We start from the raw sequence: 26,166 nt of genomic DNA, 5'->3' as shown, positions 1-26,166 counted from the left end.
AGCGCGAGCTGCTTCCGGGGCCTGAGTGATGGCATCCCGGCGGGGTTGATCTGCGGCTACGGGGCTTTCTGCGCATCGGGACGTGGGGACCGGCAGCAGAACATCGCCCCTTCCAAGTGGCGTACGCCGGCTTGCCTGGTGCACGAGCGCGAGTGTGCTTGCGGCGGGTGCGGGGATGCCTCCTGCCGCCGCGACGACGTGCCGGCGGCTCCCGATCAGTCGACGGCGCGTGTTCCTCGACGCTCCGACGAGCCCTCGACGAGGGTTCCGCGAGGACTCGACGAGCCTGTGGCGAGGGTTCGCGAGTATGCGCCGCCGATCAGCGAAGCCGCAGGTCACAGGGTCTTCGATGAGGGCTCGCCGAAGGTTCGTCGAGGGCTCGACGAAGCCTCGTTGTCTGGATCTAGGACCATGGACCGTGGATCTACCGCTAAAGCGGGGCGGGCAGCGCCCGACACGCAGCATTGGCCACCCAGGCGGGTGGTGGACCACCCCGCCCGGGACACGGGCGCGGCTGCGGAAGGACGTGGGCCCCGAGGCGGTGCGCGCGGGGCTGGCGCGGTTCTGCCAGCGGCCGATGGCCCCGAGCGTGCTGCCGAGCCTGGTGAACGAGGGTCTCAGGGGGCCTGCGCTCGGGCGGCGGTTTGGTGTGACAGGGATCGGCGCCTACGGTGCCGATGCACGTGGGATGGACCAACCTGACCGACCTGTCCGTCTACGAAGGGAGTCGTGATGAGCCAGTGCGTCAAGACCCTGGCGACGGTGTCGCTGGCGGTGGAGCGAGTGTTCGCCATCAGGGCGGTACGGCGGCATCCCAGCTCACTCACCGCAGCCGGCCCGAGGTGCCAGGACCGACAACCGGGTCCCGGCCGAACTTCGTCACGCGACTGCCACGCACCGGCAGATGCGGGCGTGGGCGGGGCAGCTGGTGGCGGACGCCAGGCGGGGCGGTGACGGTGGCCGGGGCGCCATCGCTGCTCACCAGCAACGAGCCGCTGCCCGGGGTGCGTCAGGTGTTCGGTGACCGGATCGCCTCGTGGCTCGCGCAGATGACCGACCACATGGTGTTGGCCGGCGCCGACCGCGGACACCAGCGTCCCACCACACCCGTGCCTGACCATGACAAGGAGCCCGTCCCCGCCGACGTCGAGTCCGTCCCACGCCGCCACAGCGGACGGAACCTCGGACCACTTCGTCCGAACGTCGGCGGAGCAACGCCCCGTCCGTCCGGCACTACACGTCGTCCGCTTCCGATGGATGAGGTAAACACGATTTCACGAGCCCTGGCTCGCCGTCCCCGTCCGCACTGGGGCTGCTTCGTCCCCTCAGCCGGTCCCCATCATGAAATGGAACTCCGGTTGCTTCCTTCCCACTCCCGGGGGAAGTCGATCATTTGCACCGCGCGCCAGGAGGCGAGACCACCGCCGGCCCCGGCCTGGTCCACATGCCAGATGGAGCATCACCTCGACTACTACGTCAGGCCACCCGAACGAGCACCCCTCGCCAACAGCATGTCGTCCCCTGGTGCCCTGGCGTCCACAGTCCCATCAGCCCTCTCCGTGCACGATCGGGCGGACGAACGGGAACCAGTGCCTCAACCCGTCGTCGCCCAACCGTCTGTCCGCGCCTGGCGTCGTCCGCGGGCACGGCAGAGTCGTGGGCGCCGACGGACGGTCCGCCCCCTTCGCCCCAACGCCCCCCCCCACGGCGGTCGCGCCCGTCCGCCGCTGCGGACCGTCCGTCCGCAGGCGCGCTGTTCGAACGCTTGGTCCGTCCGCTGGCCTGACCGTCCGTCCGGCCACCTGCCCAAGGCCGCCGCAGTGGTGGACGAGAATCCGAAGTGTGAAGGCGCCGTCCGTCCCCTCGGTCCTCGCCGTCCGCCTCGCCCGTCCGCTCGTCCGTACCCCGCTCAAAGGGCGCCAACGGTGGACCCGCCGTCACCAAATACCAGAGGAATGAGGTTTTTGCCCCATCCTGACCCCGCGACATATTGCGTCCGTTTGGCCACCTGCTGTGGCCGAGCAAGCTATGGGGTTCGAAACTCCTGCGCACGCGCAGGAGTTTCGAACCCCGACCCCGCCCCAGGGGAGGCGGGGAAGGTGCGGCTCCAGGGGGAGCCGAACCGGGCGGGCGGACCGCCCGAGCGGGCCGTGCTCGGGCCGGCTCGCCCCCGCCGCCGGCCGCGCAACCGGCTGGCCACCGCCCAGGTCCGCGACCGGGTCCGCAGCGTGCTCCTGAGCGAACGCGAGTTGGAGTGGGTGACCGCCGCTGCTCGGGCGAGCGGCATGACGACGGCCGGGTTTCTCGCCCAGGCCGCCATCGCCGCCGCTGGCGACGCGGAGGCGGCCGAGGCGCGGGTCGCCGGAGATCGGGAGCTGATCACGGGGCTGTTCGCGGCGCGGCGACATCTACGTCAGGTCGGGAACAACCTCAACCAGATCGCGAAAGCGGTGAACAGCGGTGGGATACGGCCCGAGTCCGAACGTGTTCTCGCAGCGGTGCAGCAGGCGGTCCTGCGTGTCGATGCCGCGGTGAACGCCATCGTCCGGTAGAGGGTTGGTAGTTGGTAGTTGGTAGTTGGTAGTTGGGCACCGGTGGTGGGCCGCTCAGGCGCGATCTTGACGGATTCGCCGCAGGTTGCGCCGAAGGTGCTCGCGCTGGGCGTCTTTGTGATCCGGGAGGCGTGGGGCCGAGGAGGCTGGCGTTGGTGGTCCTGAGGCGGCGCGGAGCTGTGCTCCGTAGCGGTCTGTCTGGTGGTGCACGTGGTCAGGTTGGTGTGGCGCGGGCCAGCTGGCGATGAGGTATCTCTCGCGAGGTTCGCGCGCGACACCGTCGGGGCTCATGTCGCGTCCGCTGGCATGGACGCGCAGCCGGTAGGGTCCCGGGCCGGAGGGGGTCAGGAGCGGCAGGTCGGGGGGCCCGCAGGTCATCACGGTGGTGACGCGGAGTGCTCCGGCCGGTGCTAGGACGCTGTGCTCGACGACTTCCTCCCAGTCCTCGGTCGGGGCGTTCTGCGGTGGGGAAGTGAAGGTCTGGACGGTGAGGATGACTGAGCCGCTGCTGGCGCCGGTAAAGATCACGGCCATTCCAGGGCGTGAACTCACCAGCCCGTTGGCGGCGTGAACCGGTGCGTCCGCTTTGCTGGGCTCTCCCGGCTCGGCCAGGTAGAACATGTGGTAGTCGACCACGACGACGGGGGTTGCGGCAGCAGCGGGCTCAGCCATGGTTGCCTCCTTGTCAGGCGACGATCAGGACCCAGAAGTCGTCGCCGTCGATCACGCGATAACTCTGGTAGAAGCCTCCCAACCTGCTGCCGCCGAGGCTGTTCTCCGGTCCGGGGATCATGCAGGCGCTCCACCCGTTCGCGCCGCTACCGGTCGGGAGCGTGTTGATCTGGCACCAGTTGAAAGTTGGGCCGGGATGGGGCGTTCCATCCTGGCCAGAGGTATATGCCCCATTGACGGGGGATGCGAAGGGGTACTCGTCGCAGCTAAAGCCCTCAGGCCGAGGGTAGCCACCGACGGACGTATCGGGGCAGGCGGTGTCCCGGTTCGCCTGGTTGAGGGTCGGGCTGACCAGGCGGGTCAGCGGTGTGCCGCCGCGTGCCCCCGGCAAGCCAGAGGCCATGGCTTCTTGGAGGTGGCGCACATAGTTAGGGGTGTCGCCCGAAGGGACTCGAGGAGGGTGGGCGTGTAGTCCGGCAGGATGCAGCCGGCGCTGGCCCGGTCTGGTACGGCGTTGTCGCAGCGCACGTCGGTGTAGGGGCGGGCGACTCCTGAGGTCGAGAAGCCGTAGGCAGGGCTGGTGAAGTAGTACGTCCATGCGCTGCTTGCGCTGAGGACATCATCCGGGCCAATGGTCATCTCGTGGAACGACTCGCCCTGAGCATCGGTGAGGGGAGTGGTGTTCAGCGGCTGGGATGGGAACGTCGACTTCAGCACCTCACAGGTCTCACCGCTGCAAGAGGCGCTGCCCTGAACGGAACTGCCGATGGTCGCTCCGGTCATCGTGGTGGGAGAGATCTCGATCTGGTACCCCCAGCCGGTCTCGCTGTCGTCGCTGTACAGGTAGGCGTAGCGCAGGTACGTCATGAGACCGACGACGTTTCCCCTGCTATCACGGATAGTGAGCGTGCCGTTTGCGATGCCGCACGAGTCGTCGCGGGTGAACCGCCAAGCGTTGACGGCGGGGTCCTCGAGGCACCAGTCGGGGAGTGGTCGAAGAGCTGTGGATTCGAAGTCCGCGCTCTCGACGGCCTGAACCGTCTCCCGCGTTGCAGGGCTGAACTCGGTGCAGACACTGACCTGTTCAGGCTTGCCCTGATCGTTCTCTACGGTGTTCTGAGTGCAGCTCTCCACGCCGACACGCAGCGAGGGATCTGGCGAGTCCTGGGGCTCATCGCCGATGAGCCCTTCGGATATCTCAGAGGACGTTCCATTTGGAGACGGAATAGTTCATGGTTTGTGCCAAGTTATGGGTGTTTCACCGGTTGCTCGCTTCGCGAGGTTGGAGATCATTGCGAGGCGGATCATGCTCTCGGAGTGGGCGGGTTTGGTCTCGTAGTCTCGGGCGAGGCGTCGGTGCATCATGATCCAACCGAAACTTCGCTCCACTACCCACCTTCGCGGAATCACAGAAAACCCCCTGACCTGGGCGTTCCTGGGGGCGACGTCGACATCGATACCGAGGGCGGCGCCGTGCTCGATGGCCTGGGTCTTGTAGCCAGTGTCGACCCATGCCTTGGTGATCGTGGGATGGTCGGCGGCGATCTGGGTGAGGAGTTGCTTGCCGGCCTCGTTGTCGGAGACGCTGGCTGCGGTCACGATGACCAGCAGTAACAGGCCGAGGGTGTCGACGACGATGCTGCGTTTGCGGCCCACGATCTTCTTGCCGGCGTCGGTGCCCTGGGTGTCGGTGGGGACGCGAATGGCGGTCTTGACGCTCTGTGCGTCAAGGACGCAGACGGTGGGTTCGGCGGTGCGTCCTGCCTGCTCACGGACCATTCGGTGCAGGCGGACGCCGAGTTTCTCGATGGTGCCGTCGGCGGTCCAGGCGCTGAAGAAGCTGAACACGGTGGTGTGCGGCGGGAAGTTGTGCGGCAGGTAGCGCCACGGGACTCCGGTCCGGTTGAGGAAGCGGATCGCGTTCATGACCTCTCGCAGGTCAGTGACCTTGCCGCCGAGGTTGAGCGAGGTCTTCTGCCGCTCGGCCCGCCAGGCCGTCAAGACCGGCTCGATCAACTCCCAGCGGGCGTCGGAGAGATCGCTCAGGTACGGCTTGCGCTGTCGCGAAGAGGTCATGGGGATACTCATGCATGAGATGTCCAACCGGGTATATCGCTCGATCGAGCGAGGCAAAAGCCATCTACGGGAGCCTATTCGAATCGGACAGGAGCTATCCGTAGTAATCAGGGCAAAACTCAGAGGTGGGCACTCGCCAGTCGAAGCAACATACCGCTCGTTCTACCTGTACACGGCGGATCCCGGCGCGGTCCAACTAGCAAAAACCGGCACATAGATGACGCGAACGTCCTCTTAGTCGCCCCCGCCCTCTTCTTGCTCTGCGTCGTCGCTGATTCCGAACATGGGACGAAGAATGCCCCGCAGGTCGAGTTCCAGGCGCTGAGCGGGAATCGATAGAGACCGCTGCACGTTGCTGCTGACGTTGGTCGCAGTCGCTCGCCACTCCGCAGGGAAAGAGTCGGCTTCCTGACTGCTGTAAACCGTGATCGCGTCGAGGGTCACGGTCTCGTGGGGGCGTAGGTCTACCGGGGCAAAGCGGATGAGGGTGCGGCCATCCTGCTGCTCGATGTCCGGGGAATGCAGGGACGGCAGATGGTAGGCCGGGGGCTGCACCCCGAGCACCCCTTGGTGGATGCCGAGTCCGGGGATCATGCCCTCCCCGTACTTGGCCGGCTGATGAGGCCAGTCGATCTCTTCCTCGGCATCGGCCGTGACGCAGGCCGTGACGGTGCCGGGGAGGCTCAGCACCACCTGGACCTTCGTGAGGTTGTCTTCGCCGGGGTTGGTCAACGTGAGGGTCACAGGCGTGCCTGTGGCGCTCACCGCCTGCGCCAAAGCATGCTGCATCGCGACATCGAAGTCGCTCAGGTACTCGTCCACCTCCTGTCGGAATTCCTTCGGCGAGCGGGAGTCAGGCCACAGGACTTGGAGTGACCCGAAGGCCCTGAATGGGTCGGAAGCTGCGGCCTTCTTCTTCTCCTCTGCGGCGTCCACCTGCCGCATCATCACCTCGCCGAGGGAGTCGGTGATCGTTCGGCGGACGTCCTCGGTCGGGGCCAGCATGGCGACGCTGCCGGTGGTCATGGTGACGTCGACGTTCACGCGCTTCGTTGCTCGGCGGGCTCGCTCTGTGAGGGCGTAGATTTCCGCTGGGCGAGCAGGTTCGGTCTTGCCGGCGTACCGGTGGAAGACGGTGCCCGGGCGGTAGCTCTCATATTCCTTGTGCAGTGGGTGAATAAGGTCGCCCCACCGGGGAGGCGAGACGTCGACGAGCATGATGTGGCGCTTGCCGTCGTCGGTGTCCATGGGAACGTACGTGAACTGGTAGCGGCTGAACTCGCCCAAGTAGCGCCTCAGCCAGCCGTCGACCTTCTCGACATCGTGCGTCGGAACCCCATGGATCGCGTCTTCATCTACGCCTACCAAGAGGTAGGCGTGGCCTCCAGCCCACTGCTCAGCCACATCAGGCATCCTGTTGGCGAAACCGAGGATCGCTTTCGACACCGCGAAGGCTCCCGCCGCCCTCGACACGTCGTGCTGAGACTTCCACTCCAGCCAGCGCGTCTCATCCGCGCTGCTGGCGTTCAGGACGGCGCGGATTAGCTCTCGCTGCCGCGCCAGCCCGACTACCGGTTCGTCCGCGTTGAAATCCAGGGTCATGGTTGTCCTTCGTGCCAGGTGAACTCCAAGCATGCGGGACCACACCGACAGGCCAGCTCGCCAGCCGGGTAGACCAGTCGCATGGATCGTCTGAAGATCGTAGAGGTCCGCTCACCCGGCGGTCTCGGGGTTTCGCCGTCCGCGGCCTGTCCGCCGCTCGCTCGCTGGCAGCCGCCGTCAGCTTCGGCGTGGTGACTGCACCGGGGCTCTAGCGCAGCGATAGGCAGCGTTCTGGAAACGCGTAGCCGCTCTGTTGTCGCGCCGGTATATTCGCGCGGCACAGAGAGGGTGGTTGATGAGCAAGAGGGTCGTGAAGCTGCCGGACATCCCCGGGGCCGGCGAGGAGCTTGAGGACTACATCGCCGCGTTGTTTCAGGCATCGGGCCACTTCGTGGAGAAGCAGATCGTGGAGTCCGACCCTGCGGACCTCCTCGAACTCGACATCGTCACCACTGACTACGCAGGCGAGCAAGCCTCACGACGGCTCATCGAGGTCAAAGGTGGCAAGTGGGGGTACACCGATCTCTTCAAGGTCGTCGGCTGGATGCAGTACCTGAAGATCCAGCACGGTGCCTTCTTCCATACCCGTTGGGACGACCGTACGACTGCTCCCACCCGGATGACCCCGCTGGGCCTGGAGGTCGTCTGCTTCGACGACTTCCAAGCCGCTCCAGAGTGCTTCTCCGAAAAGGGCTTCGGCACCTTCGTAGAGCCGCAACTCATCGGCCTCTGGCGGTTCTCGTATGGTGTCGAGCGTAGGTTCGTCAATCTCATCCATGGGCGGGCGAAGAAGGGCGAGGAGGGCGCCAAGGCGGCGAAGACCTACCATCGCCAGATCAACAACGGCACCTTCCTCTCGCGGGCTCCCGAAGAGTCTGTGGCGATGCTGTACGAGGCGTACCAGGAGCATCCTCAGCTGACTCGCGGCTACGCGCACGAACTCGATGGGGGCACGTTCGACCCGCAGTCGGCGCCCGCTGACAGCCCGAGCTACAAGGCAATGCTCAAGGGGAAACATCCGGAACTCCAGGCATGCATCTACCTCGAGCATCGCGCCCGCCTGGCCATCCTGAAGGCCGCCGTCGACTACGCGCTCGCACACCCTCACGGCGCGCCGGAGTTCAGCATGTCGGAGGATCGAAAGGTTTTCATATTCCAAGGGCTGACGTACCACGCCCTCCCTTCGAGCTTCCACTCGGGCATGAAATGGTTGCGGAAGCAACCCAACTTCCGGCGCTACGCGACCTTCTGGCAGCAGTTTCTGTGGGGATGGGGAGGGTTCTACCTCGAAGACCGAGAGGAGCAGGAGTTCGAGTGGATGTCGAAGTACTCCGGCATCCCGGTCGACGAGATCCCGACGGCGCTCGAAGCCTTCGACCGCTTCTTCCCCATTCAGGATGGGTGGTTCATCACCGCAGGGGCGACGGATGTCCGCATGGTCAAACTGGTGCCGTTGATCTTCCAGGGACTCGGCGCCCATCACCGCCGCGTCCAGTACTGCTTGATGGACCAGCCTGACCTCTCGTCGCTGAGCCCGAGTTCCTGGTACACCCTCAACGACCTCCACAGCCGCATCAGCTGCGCTGTCGACTTCCTGCTTCTGCCTGGCAAGGAGCTCAAGTAGTCGACGAGCCGAACTCGCCCCTCAGGACCTCGGATGGGGGCGGCCCCGACCGTACTGTGTCCCCTCACGGTGACCGGGGCCTGTACCGCGCGCTCCATTCCGGCGCGGGCCGGGGAAGTGAGCTGCTCTGAGTTTGGTGGAGTCCTTGAAGCCTGGCTATGATGCCGGGCCGTAAGGAGAACCACAGCAGTGCCAGCACCGCGTAAGTATCCTGATGAGCTCCGTGAGCGCGCGGTCCGTGAGGTCCGGGCGACTGGACGGCCGATCGCGCATGTCGCGAGGGATCTCGGGATTCACAAAGAAGCCTTGCGGGGCTGGGTCCGCCAGGCCGAGGCGGACGTCGGGGAACGCGATGATCGGCTCACGACTGCCGAACGCGAGGAGCTGAAGCAACTCCGCAGGGAAGTGGCCGAGTTGCGGCGGGCGAATGACATTCTCAAAGCGGCGAGTGCGCTTTTTGCGCAGGAGCTCGACCGTCCCCGGACGAAGCCGACCAGGTGATAGAGGACCTGAAGAAGATCGGCTTTGGGGTCGGGCCCGTATGCCGGGTGCTGGACCTGTCAGAATCCGCTTACTACGCCCGGAGGAAGCGGCCGAGTTCCGCCCGCCGTCTGCGGGATGAGCAGCTCATGCGCCTGATCACCGAGATCCATGCCGAGTCGGCCGGCACGTACGGGGTCCGGCGGGTCACCCGGGCCTTCGCCGCCGTGGGATGGAGGTGGCCCGGTGCACGGTGGAGCGGTTGATGCGCGAGCTGGGGATCGAGGGCGTCATCCGTGGCCAACGGCGCCGGACTACGGTGGCCGAGCCGTCGGCGCCCCGGCCTCCGGACCTGGTGGACCGGGACTTCACCGCCTTCCGGCCGAACCAGCTGTGGCTGGCCGACCTCACCTACGTGCGGACCTGGTCCGGCTGGGTCTACGTGGCGTTCGTCCTGGACGCCTACTCCCACCGGATTGTGGGCTGGCAGGCCGCGACACACATTCGGACCGCCCTGCCGCTGGACGCGCTGGAGATGGCGCTGTGGCGGCAGAAGATCAAGAAGGACGCGGGCCTGGTTCATCACTCGGACCGCGGATCGCAGTATGTATCCATCCGGTACACGGAGCGTCTGGCCGAGGCGGGCGCCTCGGCGTCGGTCGGGTCGGTCGCGGATTCGTACGACAAACGCCATGGCTGAAGCCCTCAACGGCACGTTCAAGGCCGAGCTGATCGAGCATCAAGGCCCGTGGCGAGACTTCTCACATGTCGAGCGGGCCGTCTTCGCCTGGGTGACCTGGTACAACAGTGAACGGCTCCATTTCGCACTCGACTATGTCCCACCCGACGAATACGAGCAGGCGTACTGGCGAAGCCAGGAAGAAGCCCTCCAAGATCGCGGACTCTACGAAACTCGGTTCAGCTCAGGCCGACGGATTATGAGTCCGATCCGTGGCTTGGAAGCGCGCACACTCCGCTGGCACGCTCCCCGCCAGAATCCAGTGCTGGGGGCCGTGCTGTAGCAGAGTGCTTGGGGTTGGAATGATGCTACGCGGAATTGCTGGTCGCGCCGAATCTCGCGGAAGAGACAAGCTGTAGATCGATAACAGTGGCTCTCGACGGAGGCGTACGGTGACACGCGGTGCGATGCTCACGCTTGATGAGGTAGCGGATTACCTGGGGAAGCCGAAAGGATGGGTCTACGCCAACTGGCGTGTGGCGGGTATCCCCTTCAAACGCATCGGTAATCAACTGCGTTGCCGCCCGACTGACCTGGAACAGTGGATCGACCGGCAGCCTGGGTAGCAACGATGTATCAACGGAGTGAGACCCGGAAGGCCACTTCCCCGTTTTAGGGAGCGCTCGGCCTCGCAGCGTCTGTACGGATTTGGCGTCGAGCCCTTCGTCCTCTTCTGCTGATGACGCTGGGGCGCACCCGGAGGGCTTGGTTCCAGTGCTGTCGCCAATTGGTCATTGACTGATGGCAGTTGCCCCGAGCAGTGTTGCCCCGATCACGTCTGCCAGGCGCCCTCCGGCGCCGTATCTCGGCGCCTCAGACAGAAAGGACCGTGCGTGGCGAAGAAGGCCAACGGCATGGGAAGTACCCCGGTAGAGGTCGTGCGCAAGGGCCGCCCGAACACCTGGGGCATCCAAACTCCCCTGCACTTCGACAAGGCGCAGGGGAGGAAGATCCGTTACTGGATCGGCCGCGAGTTCAAGAACAAGACGGCTGCGGAAAAGGCCCTGCGGGAATGGTTGGGCAAGCGGGACGAGGGCAAGCTGGCCGCCCGCACCAACATGACACTCGGCCAGTTGCTCGACGTCTTTCTCGCCGGCCACCAGGGAGAGGCGACAACCAAGGCCGGATACGAACCCAAGGTGCGCCTGCATATCAAGCCGCGCCTGGGGCACGTCAGGATCAGCGAAGTGACCGACGAGATGCTGGACGAGCTGTACCGGGCGCTGGAGACGCAGCCCTGTCCCACCAATGGGGGCAGGCCCCTGGGGTACAAGACGGTGCGGCACATCCACCACATCATCTCGGGGGCTTTCAGTACGGTCGTGCCGAAACTGCTGCCGGCCAACCCAGCCGCGACCGCCCACCCGCCCACCGTGCGGCAGATGAAGGCGGCCAAGCCCGACTACCCCACCCTCAACGACGACGAGACCCGCGCTTTCCTCAAGGCCATCTGGACCCCGTGTGGGAACGGCACGTGCCACGCCTGGCACCACTGCCTCCGGGACGCCCCGCTGTGGACGGCCTACATAGCCACCGGGTGCCGCCGCAGCGAGGTCCTGGGGTGGAAGTGGTCCCTCATCAACTGGGACGAGGGCAGCATCGCGCTCGACTGGGTGGTGGTCGAGGTGGGCCGGGGCTACCGGCTGCGCCGGCTCACCAAGGACGGCGATGACAAGCCGATCATCTATGTCGACCAGTCCCTGACGAATATCCTCAAGATCCAGAAGGAGCGGCAGGAGAGGGAGATCGCCCGCCTCGGGGAGGCGTGGACGGACCACGACCTGGTCTTCGCGCGTGATGGCTGGCGGCTGCGGGCTGGGATCCGTGCGGGAGGCCCCCAGGACCCCGACAAGGTGACGGCCCGCTGGCGCACGGTCCGCAAGCGCCTCGGCCTGCCGGAGAGGTTCCGGCTTCATGACTCCCGCGCCAGCAAGATCAACAATGACCTCGAAGCCGGAGGGAACCCTGTCGAGGTCGCGGCGAATGCCCGCCACCACAACCCCGGTTACACCATGCGGGCCTACGGCCGGCGCCGCGCCGACTCGGCGAAGAAACTGGCCGGGGCCAGCGCGGACCGGATCGGATTGTCCACGGTCACAGCCTGAGCGAACAAGATCACTCGCGTTGTTCACGCGGTTGTTCATATGGGGCCTCTGAGAGCCCCTAGCCGGAGAGAAATCGCAGGTCAGACAAGGTCTGATGTGGTGTCCGAGGGGGGACTTGAACCCCCACGCCCATAAGAGGGCACTAGCACCTCAAGCTAGCGCGTCTGCCATTCCGCCACCCGGACAAGAGGTGTGCGCGCGGCCGATGGCCGCGCTGACGTGGGAAACCATAGCAAAGGTCGGCGGGGTGGGCGGGGGCGGCCCTTGGGGAACTCGGGGGCTGGGAGGGAGGATGAGAGGAGGCATCGCAGGAGGAGGCAGCGTGAGTGAGACCAGCCCCGACAGGGACGGCGGTATCCGTGGCAACGCGGAGGAGGAGGTCGTGGACCTTTGCCGCGACCTGATCCGCATCGACACCAGCAACTACGGGGACCACTCGGGCCCGGGCGAGCGCGTCGCCGCCGAGTACGTGGCGGAGAAGCTGGCCGAGGTGGGCCTCGAACCGCAAATCTTCGAGTCGCAGCCGGGCCGGGCCTCCACCGTGGCGAGGATCGCCGGCGAGGACCCGTCCCGTCCCGCGCTGCTGATCCACGGTCACACCGACGTGGTCCCGGCCAACGCCGAGGACTGGACGCACCATCCGTTCTCCGGCGAGATCGCCGACGGCTGCGTCTGGGGCCGGGGCGCCGTGGACATGAAGGACATGGACGCCATGACGCTGGCCGTGGTGCGCGAGCGGCTGCGCACCGGCCGGAAGCCGCCCCGCGACATCGTGCTGGCCTTCCTGGCCGACGAGGAGGCCGGTGGCATCCACGGGGCCCGCTACCTCGTCGACAACCACCGCGACCTGTTCGAGGGCGTCACCGAGGCGATCAGCGAGGTCGGCGGGTTCTCGTTCACCGTCAACGAGAACCTGCGGCTCTACCTGATCGAGACCGCGCAGAAGGGCATGCACTGGATGCGCCTCACCGTGGACGGCACCGCCGGCCACGGTTCGATGACCAACAACGACAACGCCATCACCGAGCTGTGCGAGGCGGTCGCCCGGCTGGGCCGGCACACGTTCCCCGTGCGGGTGACCAAGACGGTGCGTTCCTTCCTGGACGAGCTGTCGGACGCGCTGGGCACCCCGCTCGACCCGGAGAACATGGAGGAGACCCTCGCCAAGCTCGGCGGCATCGCCAAGATCATCGGCGCCACCCTCCAGAACACCGCGGCGCCCACCCAACTCGACGCCGGCTACAAGGTGAACGTCATCCCCGGACAGGCCACCGCCGCCGTGGACGGTCGTTTTCTGCCGGGCTTCGAGGACGAGTTCCTGGCCGATCTGGACCGCGTGCTCGGGCCCCGGGTGCGCCGGGAGGACATCCACAGCGACAAGGCCCTGGAGACGAGCTTCGACGGCCAGCTGGTCGAGGCCATGCAGTCGGCGCTGGTCGCCGAGGACCCGGCGGCGCGCGCCGTGCCGTACATGCTCTCCGGCGGTACGGACGCCAAGTCCTTCGACGACCTGGGCATCAGGGGCTTCGGGTTCGCCCCGCTGAAGCTGCCGCCGGAGCTGGACTTCGCCGGCATGTTCCACGGGGTGGACGAACGGGTGCCCGTTGACGGCCTCCAGTTCGGCGTGCGGGTGCTCGACCGCTTCATCGATCAGTGCTGAGAGCGCTGCTGAGAGCGCTGCCGGGAGCGGTGCGGAGAGCCCTGCCGGGAGCGCTGCCGACCGCCTGCCGCACGTCCGGCCCATCGCCGGCCCCTCAATAATCGGTCGGGCGTGCGGAATTCCCCAGGTTAGGTGAATGATCGCGAGGTTTCGTGCCCTTGTTTTGGCCTTCTCGTTGCAACACATGCGGTCCCCGGCTGGGACCCGCGTTGTCCATGAGGAGGAATTAATGATCAAGAAGGTCGTCGCCACTGCGGCTGCCGCCAGCGGCCTGGCGCTGGCCGGTGCCGGGCTCGCCGTCGCGGACTCCGGCGCCGTCGGCGCTGCCGCCAAGTCGCCCGGTGTGATCTCGGGGAACACCATTCAGGTGCCGATCCACGTCCCGATCAACGTGTGTGGCAACACCGTGAGCGTGATCGGCCTGCTGAACCCGACGTTCGGCAACGTCTGCATCAACAACTAGAGCCAATTCCCCCATCTCCATGAGGGCTTGGGCCAGCGGTCCCGGAGCGTGCGCGCACGCTCCGGGACCGCTCAGGGCTCTACGTCGGGCGCGGGTGCCCTCACCCCCCACCCCGCGACCCATCCCAACGCAAGGCAGGGAAACAACCATGCGACAGGTCACGCGTAACGGCCTGCTCACCGTATTCGCCGCCAGCGGCGTGCTGGCGGCCTCCGGTGGAGCGGCCTGGGCCGACTCCGAGGCGGAGGGTGGAGCCGCCAACTCACCCGGCGTGGTGTCCGGGAACAGCGTTCAGGCGCCGATCCATGTGCCCGTCAACGTGTGTGGCAACACCGTCAACGTGGTGGGTCTGCTCAACCCGGCGTTCGGCAACACCTGCGTCAACTCGGGCGGTGGGGGTGCGGAGGCCAGCGGCTCTGCGAGCCACTCCCCGGGCTTCGTCTCCGGCAACCAGGTGCAACTGCCCATCGACGTACCGGTGAACGCCTGCGGGAACAGCGCGTCGGTCGTGGGTCTCGGCAACTCGGCCTCCGGCAACGGATGTGCCAACGGCGAACTCCCCGTGCCGACCGAGCCGACGCCCGAGGAGCCGGGCCCCGAGGAGCCGGGTCCCGAGCAGCCTGGGCCGAACCCCAACGACCCGGAGCCGAACGAGCCGAAGACCCCGGGCGAGCGCCCCGAGACGCCGGTGGAGCAGACCGACCCTGTGGTCGACACCTCCGAGGTGGTGCCGGCCGAGGAGGCCGCCTCGACCGAGGAGAGCACCCAGCTGGCGGCGACCGGCAGCAACTTCGCGCTGGTGGCCGCGCTGCCGCTCGGCGCCGGTCTGCTGCTCGGCGGCACGTTGCTGTACCGCAGGTCACGGGTGGTTCAGCAGGGCTGAGGCGGCCCCGGCCGAGCCCATCGGCCACCCCAGACGAGTGGGACCCGACATCGGGCCCACTCGTCGCCATGCTCCCGGGCGCCGACGCGCGGCGCCCGGACCCTCAGCCGCTCGTCACCGGGCTCCATGACTCACCACGTGGGGCGGAGCTGGCGGATGATGCGGCGCTTCAGACGTACCCGGCGGCTGCCGTCCGGATACAGGCGGAGCTTGGCCAACTCCCAGTGTCCGTACTCGGCGTGTTCGGTCAGCAGGCGTGTGGTGGCCGCGCGGGAGACCCCACGCGGCACATACACATCGCGAAACTCATATTCCGGCATCGAATCTATTGTGCGGGCAAGCCCTGGATGCCGATACCGTCTGCACCATGTCTGATGCTGTGCAGCCGACGGCTGCCGAAGTCCGCGCCGCCGCCGAAGCGCTCAAGGAAGCGCTCGACCGGCACCTGGCCGCCATTGAGCGACGCGCGGTGGCCCCCGAGGCGGAGATCGAGGCCGCTGACGCCGCCGTCTTCGCCGCGTTCAACGAGATGGCGGCCGCGGGCGAGGTGTACGACGAGCTGCTGTACGACGTCTACGACGAGGTCACCCCCTTCGAGGTGCCGGCGTCCGAGGGGGCCACCTATGAGGGCCCGGAGGATCCGGAGGTGTTGAGCGTCTTCCTGCGGCGCGACTACATCGTGGCCGAGCCGCAGCGGGTGCTCGGCCAGGCCGAGCGCGTGGCCGAGCTGGAGCCCGAGGAGGCCGATCCGGCGGAGCCGGAGGCCGAGGTGGCGGCCGGCCGCAGCGTCAGGGCCGCGATCGGGGTGCTCTTCGGCGAGTTCGACCCGGACGAGATCGCCTCCCGACACGAGGAGTTCGGCCTCGCCGAGGGGGACGCCACGCTCTGGGTGACCGCGCAGCCGGAACCGGCCGAGCCGGGCGAGTGGCTGGCGGCCCCCTTCGACGCGGTCGATCCCGAACGGGTGATCTGCCGCTTCGACATCAGCGACGCGTTTGACGACGACGATCCGGACGCCGTGGACGAGGTGCCTCGCTGGCTCGGGTCCTGACCTTCTCGGGACAGGACCCGAGCACCGCTCAGCCCACCGCGCCCGACCGCGGCTGCTCGCGCAGCAACGTGCGCAGCCGCGTGGCGCGTTCGCCCCTCGGCGACGCCGCCACCGCGTCCGCCAGGGCCGGTCCTGGGCTCCGCACCACGGAGAGATGGCGTTCGGCACGGCCGAACGCCGTGTACACCCAGCGGCGGTCCAGCGCGGCCCCGGCGTCGCCCGGCACCACCACCACGGCGGGCCAGCGCAGCCCGGCGGCCTGGTGGGCGGTGATCGCCCAGCCGTGCCTGAGGGTGCGCGCGACCGCGTCCCTCGCCACCACGAACCTGCCCTCCTCGTCGGCCAGCCACAGCCCGTCGGCGCCCGCCTCGACGACCGTGGCCAGCCGCGTCCGTCCCGGGGCGGGGGAGTGCGCCACCCGGTCGCCGGGGTCGAAGCCGCCGAACCGGCCCGGGCCCGCGTTCAGCCGCTCCTTGACGGCGGCGTTGAGCGCGCGGGTGCCGAGCGGGCCGCCGTGCGCCGCGGTGATCACCTGCGCCTCCTCCGGCGACGTCCCGAAGGCCCGCGGAATGGACTCGGCGACCAGCTGGACGGCGCGGTGCACCGCCTCGCCCGGATCGCCGACCGGGACGATCACCACCTCCCGGTCCGGCGCGGCCACCTCGGACAGCTCGCCGACGCCGACGCCGGAGACCAACTCCCCGAGCGGGCCCGGGTCCGGGGTGCGGGAGACGACCCGGGGGCATCCGCCCGAGGCCAGCAGATCGGCCAGCACCTGCCCGGGGCCCGCCGAGCCCAGCAGCAGCGGATCGCCGCTGAGCACCAGCCGGCAGCCGTCCGGCAGGGACTCGACCAGCGCGGCGGCCGGCTCGGCGCCCAACAGGCCGGCGTCCGTCACCACCAGCAGATCGACGGGCCACAGCCCCTCGGCGTCCCGCGCCGGCCCCTCGCGACCGGCGAGCAGCCCGGCCACCGTGACCGCGGCTTCGGCCGCGTCGGCGCCCAGCGCGGCGGCCAACCGCCGCCGGCCCGCCGCCTGATGGGCCGCGAGACAGACCCGCAGGCCCAGCGCGCGGGCCGCGGCGGCCAGCGCGATCGGCTCGGCCTTGGCCGTCTCGCCGCCGGTGTGCGCGACCACGGCCGAGGCCGCCACCGCCGCGATCAGCTCGGCCGCCGATGGCCCCGGCGCGGCCTCGCCGGCCTCGGCCCAGGCCGCCGCCGGCGCCTGGGCCGCGGGCTCGAACGTGCCGCGCAGCCGGGCGAGGCCGTCGGCCAGGCTCTCCTCGGCCAGCGCGTAGCGGTCGAGCCCGACCGAGACCCGCACCGGGACGGGGGCCTCCTCGTCCGCCGCCACGGGCGCGTCGTCGTCGCGGTCCTGGAAGAGCAGCAGGGCGCCGGCCTCGACGGCGGCCCCGACCGCCTCGTCAGGGGCCGGCACCCCGTGCTCGGCGAGGCTCTCGGCCAGCGCGCCTGGCGTGAGCACCGTGTGCCCGATGAGCGCCGCGCGCTCCAGCAGCCAGCCGACCAGGGCCGCTCCGCGCCGCTCGTCCGCGGGGCCCGCCTCGGCGCCGAGCAGCGCCCTGGCGAACTCGTCGGCCTGGCGCGGCTGGACGCCAGGGGCGGCCAGCAGCCGCCATGGGTCGGCGCGCAGCTCCTGCTCGGCGCCCTCGCCCAGCGCCGCCGCCACCCCGGGCGCCAGCGCCTCGGGCGCGCCGCCGGCGGCGAGCAGCGCCGGCAGCCCGGGCGGTACCGCGACCTGGCCCGCCTCGGGCGCCGGCCGGGCCGGCGGGCCGGGGGCCCTGGGCGCCAGCGGCTTCGGCGGCGCCGGCCGGTTGAAGAACGAGGCGGCGGGACGCTCCCCGCTCTCCACGGCCCGCACCGCGGCCCGCAGCGCAGCCGCCGGATCCACGGCCGCCTCCGCGGCCGAAGGGGCGTTCTCCGAGGTCACAGCGAACTCCAGTCCTGGTCGGGGTAGTGGTGCACCGGGGCGGAGACGTCGTCGTGCGCCCGGCGGATCTCATCGGGAAGACTAAGTCCCTCCACTGACAACGCCTCGTCGAGTTGGCGCACGGTGCGGACGCCGAGGAGGGGCGCGACCACGCCGGGCCGGTCCCGCACCCAGGTGAGCGCCACCTGGGCCGGGGTCACCGCCAGGCCGTCGGCGGCTATCGCCACCGCGTCGACCACCCGGCCGGCCGTCTCGTCGAGATAGGGCGCGACAAAGGGCGAGAGCATCTCGGACGCGCCCCTGGAGTCAGCGGGCCTGGCCCCGTCGCGGTACTTGCCGGTGAGCACGCCGCGTCCGAGCGGGGAGGAGGGCAGCAGGCCGATGCCCAGGTTCCTGGCCGCCGGCAGCACCTCGCGTTCCACGCCGCGCTGGAGCAGCGAGTACTCCATCTGGGTGCTGGCCAGCCGGGTCGCCGCGCCCGGCACGGCGAGCTGCCAGGTGGCGGCCTTGGCGAGCTGCCAGCCACAGAAGTTGGAGACGCCCGCGTAGCGGGCCCGGCCGCTGCTGACGGCGGAGTCCACCGCCTGGAGGGTCTCCTCCAACGGGGTGTGCGGATCGAAGGCGTGGACCTGCCAGAGGTCGACGTGATCGGTGCCCAGGCGGCGCAGCGACGCGTCGAGCGCGCTGAGGAGATGGCCGCGCGAGGTGTCGAACCTGCGGTCCGGATCGGGCACGCTGCCGGCCTTGGTGGCGATCACCAGGTCCTCGCGCGGGACCAGGCCGTTCAGCAGCCGCCCGACCAGCAGTTCGGCGCCGCCGTCCGAGTAGACGTCGGCGGTGTCCAGCAGGGTGCCACCGGCCTCCCAGAACGTCCGGAGCAACTCGGCGGCGCCGCGTTCGTCGATCTCCCTGGCCCAGGTGAGGGTGCCGAGTCCGAGCCGGGAGACGCGCAGTCCTGTGTGGCCGAGGTGCCTGAGATCCATGGGCGTTGAGCGTACTTGCGGCCACGCGCTACAGTCCGAGGGACCGGTGCGTTACCGGTGAGTAGGCGTCGGTGAAGGGATGCTCATGCGGCTTGGGATCAACCTCGGCTACTGGGGTGCGGGAATGGACGCGGACAACCTCGCGGTGGCCCAGGAGGCGGATCGGCTCGGCTACGCGGTCTGCTGGGCGGCCGAGGCCTACGGGTCCGACGCCCCCTCGGTGCTCTCCTGGGTGGCCGCGCAGACCGAGCGGATCGACGTCGGCTCCGGCATCCTGCAGATCCCCGCGCGCACCCCGGCGATGACGGCGATGACGGCCGCCACGCTGGACAGCCTCTCCGGCGGGCGGTTCCGTCTCGGTATCGGCGTCTCGGGGCCCCAGGTCTCGGAGGGGTGGTACGGCGTCCGGTTCGACAAGCCGTTGGCACGCACCAGGGAGTATGTGGAGATCGTCCGCAAGGCGCTGTCCCGGGAGCGGCTCACGCACCAGGGCGAGCACTGGACGCTGCCGCTGCCCGAGGGCCAGGGGAAGCCCATCAAGCTCACCGTGCACCCGATCAGGGAGCGGATCCCGGTGTACATCGCCGCGATCGGCCCCAAGAACCTGGAGCAGACGGGGGAGATCGCCGACGGCGCGCTGCTGGTCTTCTTCTCCCCCGAGCACGCGGAGGAGACCGCGCTCAAGCCGCTGCGGGCCGGGCGCGCCAGGAACGGTCAGACGTTGGACGGGTTCGATCTGGTACCGACCGTTCCGCTGGCCGTCGGTGACGATCTCACGGCGCTCGCCGACCACTTCCGCCCGTATACCGCTCTGTACGTGGGCGGGATGGGCAGCCGCAAGCAGAACTTCTACCACCGGCTGGCGCACCGGATGGGCTTCGAGCAGGCGGCCGACGAGATCCAGGAGCGCTATCTCGGCGGGGACAAGGCGGGCGCCGCGGCGGCCGTTCCGCACGAGTTGATCGACGCAACCACCCTGATCGGCCCGGTGGAGCGGATCGCCGACCGGATGCGGGCCTTCGCCGAGGCCGGCGTCACCACCCTCTCGTTGGCGCCCGCCGGGCTGACGCTGGAGGAGCGCATCGCCTCGCTGCGCGCCGGCGTGACCGCGCTGGAGCGCGCCGGCCTCGCCTGAGACCCACGCCCGTGCGGGCGCGGCGGCTCCGGGGGGCGCGGCGGGCCGGTTCAACACCGCGCCCCCCGAGGGGATTACCTCCCCCGGGGCCGCCGCGCCGCCGCGCGCGGCTGCTCTAGTCTGGTCGGCATGCCCACGCTGCTGCTTCTCCGGCACGGCCGGACCACCGCCAACTCCGCCGGCCTGCTCGCCGGCCGCACCCCCGGGGTCGATCTGGACTCCTACGGCCAGGAGCAGGCCGAGGCGCTGCCCGGGCGCCTGGCCGGGGTCCCGCTGGCGCTGGTCGTGCACAGTCCGCTGCTGCGCTGCGCGCGCACGGTGGCGCCGCTCGCCGAGGCCCGCCCCGAGCTGCCCCTCCATGAGGACGAGCGGGTCACGGAGTGCGACTACGGGCAGTGGACCAACCAGCCGCTCAAGGAGTTGGCCGAAAGCCCTCTGATGCGGACGGTCCGCGTCCAGCCGTCGGCCGTGGTCTTCCCCGACGGGGAGTCGCTGCGGGCCGTGCAGGCCCGCGTGGTGGACGCCGTCAGGGACTGGGACGCCCGGGTGCGCGAGGAGCACGGCCCGGACGCGATCTGGCTGATGTGCACCCATGGGGACAACATCAAGGCCATCGCCGCCGACGCCCTCGGCCTGCATCTCGACCTGTTCCAGCGGCTGTTGCCGCACCCCGCCTCGGTCACCGCGATCCGCTACGCGGAACCCCCGCTGCTGCTGCGCTTCGGCGACACGGGGGACCTCGGCGAGTTCGTGCCGCGCACCGAGGCCGCCGCCAGGGAGGCCGCCGAGTCCACCGAGACCCCGGTGGGCGGCGGTGCCTAGGCGGAGTGATCGCCAAGCGCAGTAGGGTGCTCGTGTCCCAGCAATCAATCCCCCGGAGCAGTACGTGTCCCGTCAGGTCTTCCTCTACGACCCTCCCGAACGCTTTGTCGCCGGGACTGTCGGGTTGCCTGGCCGCCGTACCTTCTTCCTGCAGGCGTCGGCGGCAGGCCGCACCACCAGTGTCGCTCTGGAGAAGGCACAGGTGGAGGCGCTCGCCGAGCGCATAGACGAGCTGCTGGACGAGGTGGTCAGGCGGTCGGGCGGCAACACCTCGGTCCCCGCCGTGGCGCCGTCGGAGCTGACCGACACCGCCCCGCTGAACTCCCCGGTCGACGAGGAGTTCCGCGTCGGCACCATGGCGCTGGCCTGGGACGGGGAGGCCGAGCGCATGATCGTCGAGGCGCAGGCGCTGGTCGAGCTGGAGGCGGAGTCCGAGGAGGAGTTCGCCGAGGCCGAGGAGCGACTGCTGCGGGACGACGAGAACGGCCCCCCGATGCTGCGCGTCCGGCTCAGCGGGACGATGGCCCGCGCCTTCGCCAAACGCGCCCAGGACGTCGTCAACGCCGGCCGGCCGCCCTGCCCGCTGTGCAGCCTGCCGCTCGACCCGGAGGGACATGTATGTCCGCGCCAGAACGGATACCGTCGCAGCAGGGCGTGAGCACCCAGGAGGTCCTCTCCCAGGGCGAGTTGACCGTGGTGGGTCGGATCACCGACGCCTCCAACGCGGTTCTCTACGGCCAGGTCGAGCTGGCCGGCCGGCGGCTGCGCTGCGTCTACAAGCCGGTCTCCGGGGAGCGCCCGCTGTGGGACTTCCCCGACGGCACGTTGGCCGAGCGCGAGGTCGCCTCCTACGAGGTGTGCCGGGCGCTCGGCTGGGATCTGGTGCCCCCGACCGTGCTGCGGGACGGCCCGCTGGGGGCGGGGATGTGCCAGCTGTGGGTGGGTCCCGCGCCCGAGGCGGCGGACTTCGCGCGGGGCGCCGAGAGCCTGCTGGCGCTGGTCGAGGGCGAGCACCCCGAGCCGGGCTGGAAGGCGGTCGGCTTCGCGGAGGTGGCCGAGGGGCGCACGGCCCTGCTGGTGCACGCCGACGACGCCAGGCTGCGCCGGCTGGCCACGCTGGACGCGGTGATCAACAACGCCGACCGCAAGGGCGGGCACCTGCTGCCGCTGCCCGACGGCCGACTCCACGGCATCGACCACGGCGTCACGTTCCATGTCGACAACAAGCTGCGCACCCTGCTGTGGGGTTGGGCCGGGGAGCCGCTGCCCGCCGAGATCCGGGCCGCCCTGGGCCGGCTCGCCGACGAACTCGCCGACGGCCGGCCGCTGTCGCGCCGGCTGCGGGAGCTGCTCACCGAGGCCGAGTGCCAGGCCGTCAGGGAACGGGTGGCCGCGCTCCTGGCCGCCGGCGCGCATCCGGCGCCCAGCGGCGAATGGCCGGCGATCCCCTGGCCGCTGGTCTAGCCGTGTCGTCCCGGGACGTCGGTGTCGTCCCGGCCAGGACGGGGCCGAGGCCAGGTCGTGTGAGGCGCCGCCCTGCGGTTAGGCTCGGGGCATGTATGCCTGGCCCGCCTCAAAGGTTCCCGTTCTGCCCGGTCAGGGCCCAGATCTCACGGTCCACGACACCGCCAGGGGCCGTCTCCACACCCTGGAGCCCGGCCCCGTCGCACGACTCTACGTGTGCGGTATCACCCCCTACGACGCCACCCATATGGGACACGCGGCCACCTACACCGCGTTCGACCTGGTGTACCGACTGTGGCTGGACTCGGGACGCCAGGTGCACTACGTGCAGAACGTCACCGACGTCGACGATCCGCTGCTGGAGCGGGCCGCGGCCACCGGGGTCGACTGGACGGAGCTGGCCGAGCGTGAGACCGCGCTCTTCCGCGAGGACATGACCGCGCTGCGGATGCTGCCGCCGGAGCACTATGTCGGCGCGGTCGAGGCCATACCCCGGATCGTCCCGGTGATCGAGCGGCTGCGGGCCGCCGGCGCGGCCTACGGCCTGGAGGGCGACTGCTACTTCTCGGTCGAGTCCGATCCGCGCTTCGGCTCCGTGTCGGGGTTCGACGCCGCCCTGATGCGGGAGCTGTCCGCCGAGCGCGGCGGCGATCCGGAGCGGCCCGGCAAGAAGAACGCGCTGGATCCGCTGCTGTGGCGGGCCGCCAGGCCGGGGGAGCCGTCCTGGGACGGCGGCACGCTGGGCCGGGGACGGCCCGGCTGGCATGTCGAGTGTGTGGCCATCGCCCTCGACCATCTGGGCATGGGCTTCGACATCCAGGGCGGCGGCTCCGACCTGGTCTTCCCGCACCACGAGATGGGCGCCTCGCACGCCCAGGTACTGACCGGCGAGTTCCCCTACGCCCAGGGCTATGTGCACGCCGGGATGGTCGGCTACCAGGGCGAGAAGATGTCCAAGTCCAAGGGCAACCTGGTGCTGGTCTCCCAACTGCGGAAGGACGGCGTCGACCCCGCGGCGATCCGGCTGGCCCTGCTGGGGCACCACTACCGGTCCGACTGGGAGTGGACGGACGCGGTGCTCGACGAGGCGGTGGCCCGGCTGGCGCGCTGGCGGCACGCGGTCTCCCGCCCCGAGGGGCCGCCGGCCGAGGCTCTCGTCGGGGAGATCAGGGCGGCCCTGGCGGACGATCTGAACGCGCCCGAGGCGCTGGCGGCCGTCGACCGCTGGGCCGAGACGCAGGAGCGCGAGGGCGGCGCCGAGACCGGCGGCCCCGGGCAGGTCTCCCGGGCCGTGGACGCGCTGCTCGGGGTCGCGCTCTAGCGCCGCGTCAGTCGGGGCAAACCCTGGCTGACGCGGCACTAGCAGCGGCCAGGGCGTCCCGAAAGCGCCGCAACGCGCGTCAACTCCCGAGCGGTATGCCGGGAGTTGACGCGCGTCGCCGGTCGTGCGGGGCGATGCGGGGCTACTCCTCCGGCTCCGTGCCGCCGGGCTCGGCCGCCCCGGACTCCCCTTCGGGGGGACGCCGGCGCCGGGTGCGCCCGCTGCCGGGATCCCGCAGATAGGAACTCTGGTCGCCCGGTGGCGGCTGGCCGTCCCTGCGGCGCAGATACCGCTCGAACTCCTTGGCGATGGCCTCGCCCGACGCCTCGGGCAGCTCCGCCGTGTCCCTGGCCTCTTCGAGGGACTTCACATACTCGGCGACCTCGCTGTCCTCGGCCGCCAGTTGGTCCACGCCGATCTGCCAGGCCCTGGCGTCCTCGGGCAGGTCCCCCATCGGGATGCCGAGGCCGAGGAGATCCTCCAGCGCGTGCAACAGGGCAAGCGACGCCTTGGGGTTGGGCGGTTGGGCCACGTAGTGCGGCACCGCCGCCCACAGCGTGACCGCCGGGACCCCCGCGTGTCCGCAGGCCTCCTGAAGGATGCCCACGATGCCCGTCGGCCCCTCGTAGCGGGACTCCTCCAGATCGAGGGTGCGCGCCAGATCCTCGTCCGAGGTCACGCTGGTGACGGGGACCGGACGGCTGTGCGGGGTGTCGCCCAGCAGGGCGCCCAGCACCACCACCATCTCCACGCCCAACTCGTGCGCGAAGCCGAGGATCTCGTTGCAGAACGAGCGCCAGCGCATGCTGGGCTCGATGCCGCGCACCAGGACCAGGTCCCGGCGTCTGACCGGGCCTTCCTCCGAACCGATGCGCACCACCGAGAGTCTGGTCGTGGGCCAGGTGATGCGTCGTACGCCGCCATCCAGCCAGATATGCGGTCGGTTGACCTGGAAGTCGTAGTAGTCCTCGGCATCCAGCGCCGCGAACACCTCGCCCTTCCATTCCCGTTCCAGGTGAGCCACCGCTGCGGAGGCGGCGTCACCAGCATCGTTCCAGCCTTCGAACGCGGCCACCATGACCGGGTCAACCAGCTCGGGAACTCCGTCGAGCTCGATCACCCAGCGCCTCCTCCCGGCCGGGACGGGACGGTCCTGTCCGAATCCCGGCTGCCATAAGTCATCCGTGCGGCCCCAGCCTACGGCGTGACCGTGCCCAGCCGGCCGTCCTCGTACGCCTACAGGGGGGCACGGTTGTCCATGCGCCCCCCGGGCCCGGGAGGACGGGCGCCGCGCGGCGCGGGACGGCCGGCGCGGCGCCGGCGGGCGCGTGATCATCAGGCATATGCCTCCGGCCCGGGCCCGCCAGCGGGAGGAACACGCCGAGCCGGGCCGGGAGCTCGGCGGGACGGCGCGCCGGGCGCGGTGGTCTCGACGCTGCTGGCCCACTGCCAGGAGCCGTTCGACGGGCAGGCAGGGGGCAGGCGGGCGGGTAGGGGCGCGATCACGTCCAGAGGGAGGTGGGGGCCTCGCGGCGCAGGGTCGGGGCGATCTCCTCGGCGAAGCGGTGCAGGGTCTCGATCTGTTCGGTGCGGCTGAGGCCGAGGCCGTCCACGGTGAGGGAGAGGAGGTCGTGGCGGTAGGAGACATGGAAGTCCAGGATCTTGTCGATCACCCGCTGGGGGTCGCCGATCAGCGCGGGACCGTGCGCGACGGCGTCCTCGATGGTGCTGAACGGGGTGTTGTACCCGGGCTTGCCGACCAGTTCGGGCTTGAACGCCTGGCGCACCCTGGCCTCGTAGAGCGGCCCGTAGCGGGCGATGGCGCCCGCCGTCGTGTCCGCCAGGTACAGACCGCCGGAGCCCGCGCCCAGATAGGCGTGGGCCGGGTCGTGGCCATGGTCCGCGTAGCGCTGCCGGTAGTGGTCCACCAGCCGGACATAGGCCGCGCGCGGCTGGACCGCGTTCGCGGTGAACAGCGGATCCCCGTACCTGGCGGCGAGCTCCGTGGAGATCTCGCTGGTGGCGGAGCCGTGCCAGACCCGGGGCGGGCCGGCGAACGGACGGGGCACGGTGGTCACCCCGCCGAGCGCCGGACGGAACTCGCCGCTCCAGCTGACGTCCTCCTCGCGCCAGAGGCGGCGCAGCAGCCCGTACTTCTCGGCGAGGTAGTCCCACTGGCGTTCCTCGTCGAGTCCGTAGAGGCCGAAGTGTCCCGCCTCCGACCCCTTGCCGATCACCAGCTCCAGGCGGCCCTGGCTCAGTTGGTCCAGGGTGGCGTACTCCTCCGCCACCCGCACCGGATCCAGCACCGAGAGCACGGTGACCCCGGTCAGCAGCCGCACCCGGGAGGTGCGGGCCGCGATGGCGGCCAGGACCACGGCCGGGCTCGACGAGAGGAAGTCGCCGGCGTGCCGCTCCCCGACGGCCACCGCGTCGAAGCCCAACCGCTCGGCGGCGACGGCCACCTCGACCACGTCCGCCAACCGTTCGGCGGCCGGCGCCCGTTGCCCGGTCAGCGGGTGGGGCGCGTTGCCGATCAGCGAGAGCACGGAGAACCTCATCACCACTCCTCTGTTGGGATTCCGG

Annotated in this window: 23 protein-coding genes, 1 tRNA gene and 1 pseudogene; 14 read left to right on the top strand and 11 right to left on the bottom strand. The window is 69.8% G+C overall.

What is annotated here, in order from left to right:
• The first annotated feature begins 2,099 nt into the window (after positions 1–2,099).
• The gene (locus tag K4G22_RS02350) at positions 2,100–2,552 is read left to right on the top strand and encodes a plasmid mobilization protein (protein ID WP_228077961.1); all 453 of its coding nucleotides are present in this window, start codon (positions 2,100–2,102) and stop codon (positions 2,550–2,552) included.
• 54 nt (positions 2,553–2,606) lie between these two features.
• Here K4G22_RS02350 and K4G22_RS02345 read toward each other — a convergent pair whose 3' ends face one another.
• The 5 genes from K4G22_RS02345 to K4G22_RS02330 all read right to left on the bottom strand — a co-directional run bounded on the left by K4G22_RS02345 (position 2,607) and on the right by K4G22_RS02330 (position 6,902).
• Positions 2,607–3,224: a hypothetical protein gene (locus K4G22_RS02345; protein WP_228077960.1), complete on the bottom strand. Its 618-nt coding sequence runs from the start codon at positions 3,222–3,224 to the stop codon at positions 2,607–2,609.
• Positions 3,225–3,237: 13 nt separating this feature from the next.
• A complete protein-coding gene (locus K4G22_RS31895) occupies positions 3,238–3,627 on the bottom strand; it encodes a NucA/NucB deoxyribonuclease domain-containing protein (protein ID WP_425336587.1) in 390 nt (129 codons plus the stop codon).
• Positions 3,585–4,358, bottom strand: a complete 774-nt coding sequence (locus tag K4G22_RS02340; protein WP_228077958.1) for a hypothetical protein — start codon at positions 4,356–4,358, stop codon at positions 3,585–3,587. The genes K4G22_RS31895 and K4G22_RS02340 overlap by 43 nt, the downstream gene beginning before the upstream one ends.
• Positions 4,359–4,454: 96 nt before the next feature.
• Positions 4,455–5,300 (bottom strand): IS5 family transposase, encoded by an 846-nt coding sequence (locus K4G22_RS02335; RefSeq protein WP_228077957.1) that lies wholly within the window; start codon positions 5,298–5,300, stop codon positions 4,455–4,457.
• Positions 5,301–5,534: 234 nt separating this feature from the next.
• A complete protein-coding gene (locus K4G22_RS02330; protein WP_228077956.1) occupies positions 5,535–6,902 on the bottom strand; it encodes an AlbA family DNA-binding domain-containing protein in 1,368 nt (455 codons plus the stop codon).
• Positions 6,903–7,197: 295 nt separating this feature from the next.
• Between K4G22_RS02330 and K4G22_RS02325 the strand changes: the two genes are divergently transcribed.
• From K4G22_RS02325 to K4G22_RS02310, 4 genes and pseudogenes are all read left to right on the top strand, one after another.
• The gene (locus K4G22_RS02325; RefSeq protein WP_228077954.1) at positions 7,198–8,526 is read left to right on the top strand and encodes a hypothetical protein; all 1,329 of its coding nucleotides are present in this window, start codon (positions 7,198–7,200) and stop codon (positions 8,524–8,526) included.
• A 189-nt stretch (positions 8,527–8,715) separates the two neighbouring features.
• Positions 8,716–9,893 (top strand): annotated as a pseudogene (locus K4G22_RS02320) (IS3 family transposase); the annotation flags it as partial.
• 259 nt (positions 9,894–10,152) lie between these two features.
• Positions 10,153–10,311: a helix-turn-helix domain-containing protein gene (locus K4G22_RS02315; RefSeq protein ID WP_228083923.1), complete on the top strand. Its 159-nt coding sequence runs from the start codon at positions 10,153–10,155 to the stop codon at positions 10,309–10,311.
• A 267-nt stretch (positions 10,312–10,578) separates the two neighbouring features.
• Complete coding sequence (locus tag K4G22_RS02310) at positions 10,579–11,850, top strand: tyrosine-type recombinase/integrase (protein WP_228077952.1); 1,272 nt, start codon at positions 10,579–10,581, stop codon at positions 11,848–11,850.
• A 97-nt stretch (positions 11,851–11,947) separates the two neighbouring features.
• Here the strand turns inward: K4G22_RS02310 and K4G22_RS02305 are convergent.
• A tRNA-Leu gene (locus tag K4G22_RS02305) sits at positions 11,948–12,035 on the bottom strand.
• A 137-nt stretch (positions 12,036–12,172) separates the two neighbouring features.
• Between K4G22_RS02305 and K4G22_RS02300 the strand changes: the two genes are divergently transcribed.
• The 3 genes from K4G22_RS02300 to K4G22_RS31755 all read left to right on the top strand — a co-directional run bounded on the left by K4G22_RS02300 (position 12,173) and on the right by K4G22_RS31755 (position 14,856).
• The gene (locus tag K4G22_RS02300) at positions 12,173–13,510 is read left to right on the top strand and encodes a M20/M25/M40 family metallo-hydrolase (RefSeq protein WP_228077950.1); all 1,338 of its coding nucleotides are present in this window, start codon (positions 12,173–12,175) and stop codon (positions 13,508–13,510) included.
• A 229-nt stretch (positions 13,511–13,739) separates the two neighbouring features.
• Positions 13,740–13,973 (top strand): chaplin, encoded by a 234-nt coding sequence (locus tag K4G22_RS02295; protein WP_228077948.1) that lies wholly within the window; start codon positions 13,740–13,742, stop codon positions 13,971–13,973.
• Between the two features lie 148 nt (positions 13,974–14,121).
• Positions 14,122–14,856 (top strand): chaplin, encoded by a 735-nt coding sequence (locus tag K4G22_RS31755; RefSeq protein ID WP_228077947.1) that lies wholly within the window; start codon positions 14,122–14,124, stop codon positions 14,854–14,856.
• Between the two features lie 131 nt (positions 14,857–14,987).
• Here K4G22_RS31755 and K4G22_RS02285 read toward each other — a convergent pair whose 3' ends face one another.
• A complete protein-coding gene (locus K4G22_RS02285) occupies positions 14,988–15,176 on the bottom strand; it encodes a DUF5703 family protein (protein WP_228077945.1) in 189 nt (62 codons plus the stop codon).
• Between the two features lie 47 nt (positions 15,177–15,223).
• On the opposite strand from K4G22_RS02285, the gene K4G22_RS02280 reads away from it, so the two are divergent.
• On the top strand, positions 15,224–15,907 hold the full coding sequence (locus K4G22_RS02280) for a hypothetical protein (RefSeq protein WP_228077943.1): 684 nt from the start codon (positions 15,224–15,226) through the stop codon (positions 15,905–15,907).
• A 28-nt stretch (positions 15,908–15,935) separates the two neighbouring features.
• Here the strand turns inward: K4G22_RS02280 and K4G22_RS02275 are convergent, their stop codons facing one another.
• Positions 15,936–17,855: an AAA family ATPase gene (locus K4G22_RS02275; protein WP_228077942.1), complete on the bottom strand. Its 1,920-nt coding sequence runs from the start codon at positions 17,853–17,855 to the stop codon at positions 15,936–15,938.
• A complete protein-coding gene (locus K4G22_RS02270) occupies positions 17,852–18,838 on the bottom strand; it encodes an aldo/keto reductase (RefSeq protein ID WP_228077941.1) in 987 nt (328 codons plus the stop codon). Before K4G22_RS02270 ends, K4G22_RS02275 begins: the two co-directional genes overlap by 4 nt.
• 85 nt (positions 18,839–18,923) lie before the next feature.
• On the opposite strand from K4G22_RS02270, the gene K4G22_RS02265 reads away from it, so the two are divergent.
• The 5 genes from K4G22_RS02265 (at position 18,924) to mshC (ending at position 23,580) form a co-directional block, all read left to right on the top strand.
• Entirely contained in the window at positions 18,924–19,973 is a 1,050-nt protein-coding gene (locus tag K4G22_RS02265) for an LLM class F420-dependent oxidoreductase (protein WP_228077939.1), read from the top strand.
• Between the two features lie 129 nt (positions 19,974–20,102).
• Positions 20,103–20,795, top strand: a complete 693-nt coding sequence (locus K4G22_RS02260; protein ID WP_228077937.1) for an MSMEG_4193 family putative phosphomutase — start codon at positions 20,103–20,105, stop codon at positions 20,793–20,795.
• 64 nt (positions 20,796–20,859) lie between these two features.
• Positions 20,860–21,453, top strand: coding sequence for a DUF3090 domain-containing protein (locus K4G22_RS02255; RefSeq protein WP_228077935.1), 594 nt, complete (start codon positions 20,860–20,862; stop codon positions 21,451–21,453).
• Positions 21,414–22,259 carry an SCO1664 family protein gene (locus K4G22_RS02250; RefSeq protein WP_228077933.1) on the top strand — a complete coding sequence of 282 codons (846 nt, stop codon included), beginning with the start codon at positions 21,414–21,416 and terminating at the stop codon, positions 22,257–22,259. Before K4G22_RS02255 ends, K4G22_RS02250 begins: the two co-directional genes overlap by 40 nt.
• Positions 22,260–22,350: 91 nt before the next feature.
• Positions 22,351–23,580, top strand: a complete 1,230-nt coding sequence (gene mshC, locus K4G22_RS02245) for a cysteine--1-D-myo-inosityl 2-amino-2-deoxy-alpha-D-glucopyranoside ligase (RefSeq protein ID WP_228077931.1) — start codon at positions 22,351–22,353, stop codon at positions 23,578–23,580.
• A 142-nt stretch (positions 23,581–23,722) separates the two neighbouring features.
• On the opposite strand, the gene K4G22_RS02240 is transcribed toward mshC, so the two are convergent.
• The gene (locus K4G22_RS02240; RefSeq protein WP_228077929.1) at positions 23,723–24,700 is read right to left on the bottom strand and encodes a PAC2 family protein; all 978 of its coding nucleotides are present in this window, start codon (positions 24,698–24,700) and stop codon (positions 23,723–23,725) included.
• Between the two features lie 382 nt (positions 24,701–25,082).
• On the bottom strand, positions 25,083–26,141 hold the full coding sequence (locus tag K4G22_RS02235; RefSeq protein ID WP_228077927.1) for an LLM class flavin-dependent oxidoreductase: 1,059 nt from the start codon (positions 26,139–26,141) through the stop codon (positions 25,083–25,085).
• Positions 26,142–26,166 lie beyond the last annotated feature (25 nt).

Origin of the sequence: Streptomyces profundus, from assembly GCF_020740535.1 — a bacterium.
GTDB lineage: Bacteria > Actinomycetota > Actinomycetes > Streptomycetales > Streptomycetaceae > Streptomyces > Streptomyces profundus.
This window is presented reverse-complemented; position numbering and strand designations above follow the sequence as displayed.

Coding starts and splice junctions, on each gene's coding strand:
- K4G22_RS02345 (WP_228077960.1), bottom strand. CDS start 3,224: ATGGCTGAGCCCGCTGCTGCCGCAACCCCCGTCGTCGTGGTCGACTAC.
- K4G22_RS31895 (WP_425336587.1), bottom strand. CDS start 3,627: ATGGCCTCTGGCTTGCCGGGGGCACGCGGCGGCACACCGCTGACCCGC.
- K4G22_RS02335 (WP_228077957.1), bottom strand. CDS start 5,300: ATGACCTCTTCGCGACAGCGCAAGCCGTACCTGAGCGATCTCTCCGAC.
- K4G22_RS02330 (WP_228077956.1), bottom strand. CDS start 6,902: ATGACCCTGGATTTCAACGCGGACGAACCGGTAGTCGGGCTGGCGCGG.
- K4G22_RS02325 (WP_228077954.1), top strand. CDS start 7,198: ATGAGCAAGAGGGTCGTGAAGCTGCCGGACATCCCCGGGGCCGGCGAG.
- K4G22_RS02315 (WP_228083923.1), top strand. CDS start 10,153: ATGCTCACGCTTGATGAGGTAGCGGATTACCTGGGGAAGCCGAAAGGA.
- K4G22_RS02295 (WP_228077948.1), top strand. CDS start 13,740: ATGATCAAGAAGGTCGTCGCCACTGCGGCTGCCGCCAGCGGCCTGGCG.
- K4G22_RS31755 (WP_228077947.1), top strand. CDS start 14,122: ATGCGACAGGTCACGCGTAACGGCCTGCTCACCGTATTCGCCGCCAGC.
- K4G22_RS02285 (WP_228077945.1), bottom strand. CDS start 15,176: ATGCCGGAATATGAGTTTCGCGATGTGTATGTGCCGCGTGGGGTCTCC.
- K4G22_RS02280 (WP_228077943.1), top strand. CDS start 15,224: ATGTCTGATGCTGTGCAGCCGACGGCTGCCGAAGTCCGCGCCGCCGCC.
- K4G22_RS02270 (WP_228077941.1), bottom strand. CDS start 18,838: ATGGATCTCAGGCACCTCGGCCACACAGGACTGCGCGTCTCCCGGCTC.
- K4G22_RS02265 (WP_228077939.1), top strand. CDS start 18,924: ATGCGGCTTGGGATCAACCTCGGCTACTGGGGTGCGGGAATGGACGCG.
- K4G22_RS02260 (WP_228077937.1), top strand. CDS start 20,103: ATGCCCACGCTGCTGCTTCTCCGGCACGGCCGGACCACCGCCAACTCC.
- K4G22_RS02250 (WP_228077933.1), top strand. CDS start 21,414: ATGTCCGCGCCAGAACGGATACCGTCGCAGCAGGGCGTGAGCACCCAG.
- mshC (WP_228077931.1), top strand. CDS start 22,351: ATGTATGCCTGGCCCGCCTCAAAGGTTCCCGTTCTGCCCGGTCAGGGC.
- K4G22_RS02235 (WP_228077927.1), bottom strand. CDS start 26,141: ATGAGGTTCTCCGTGCTCTCGCTGATCGGCAACGCGCCCCACCCGCTG.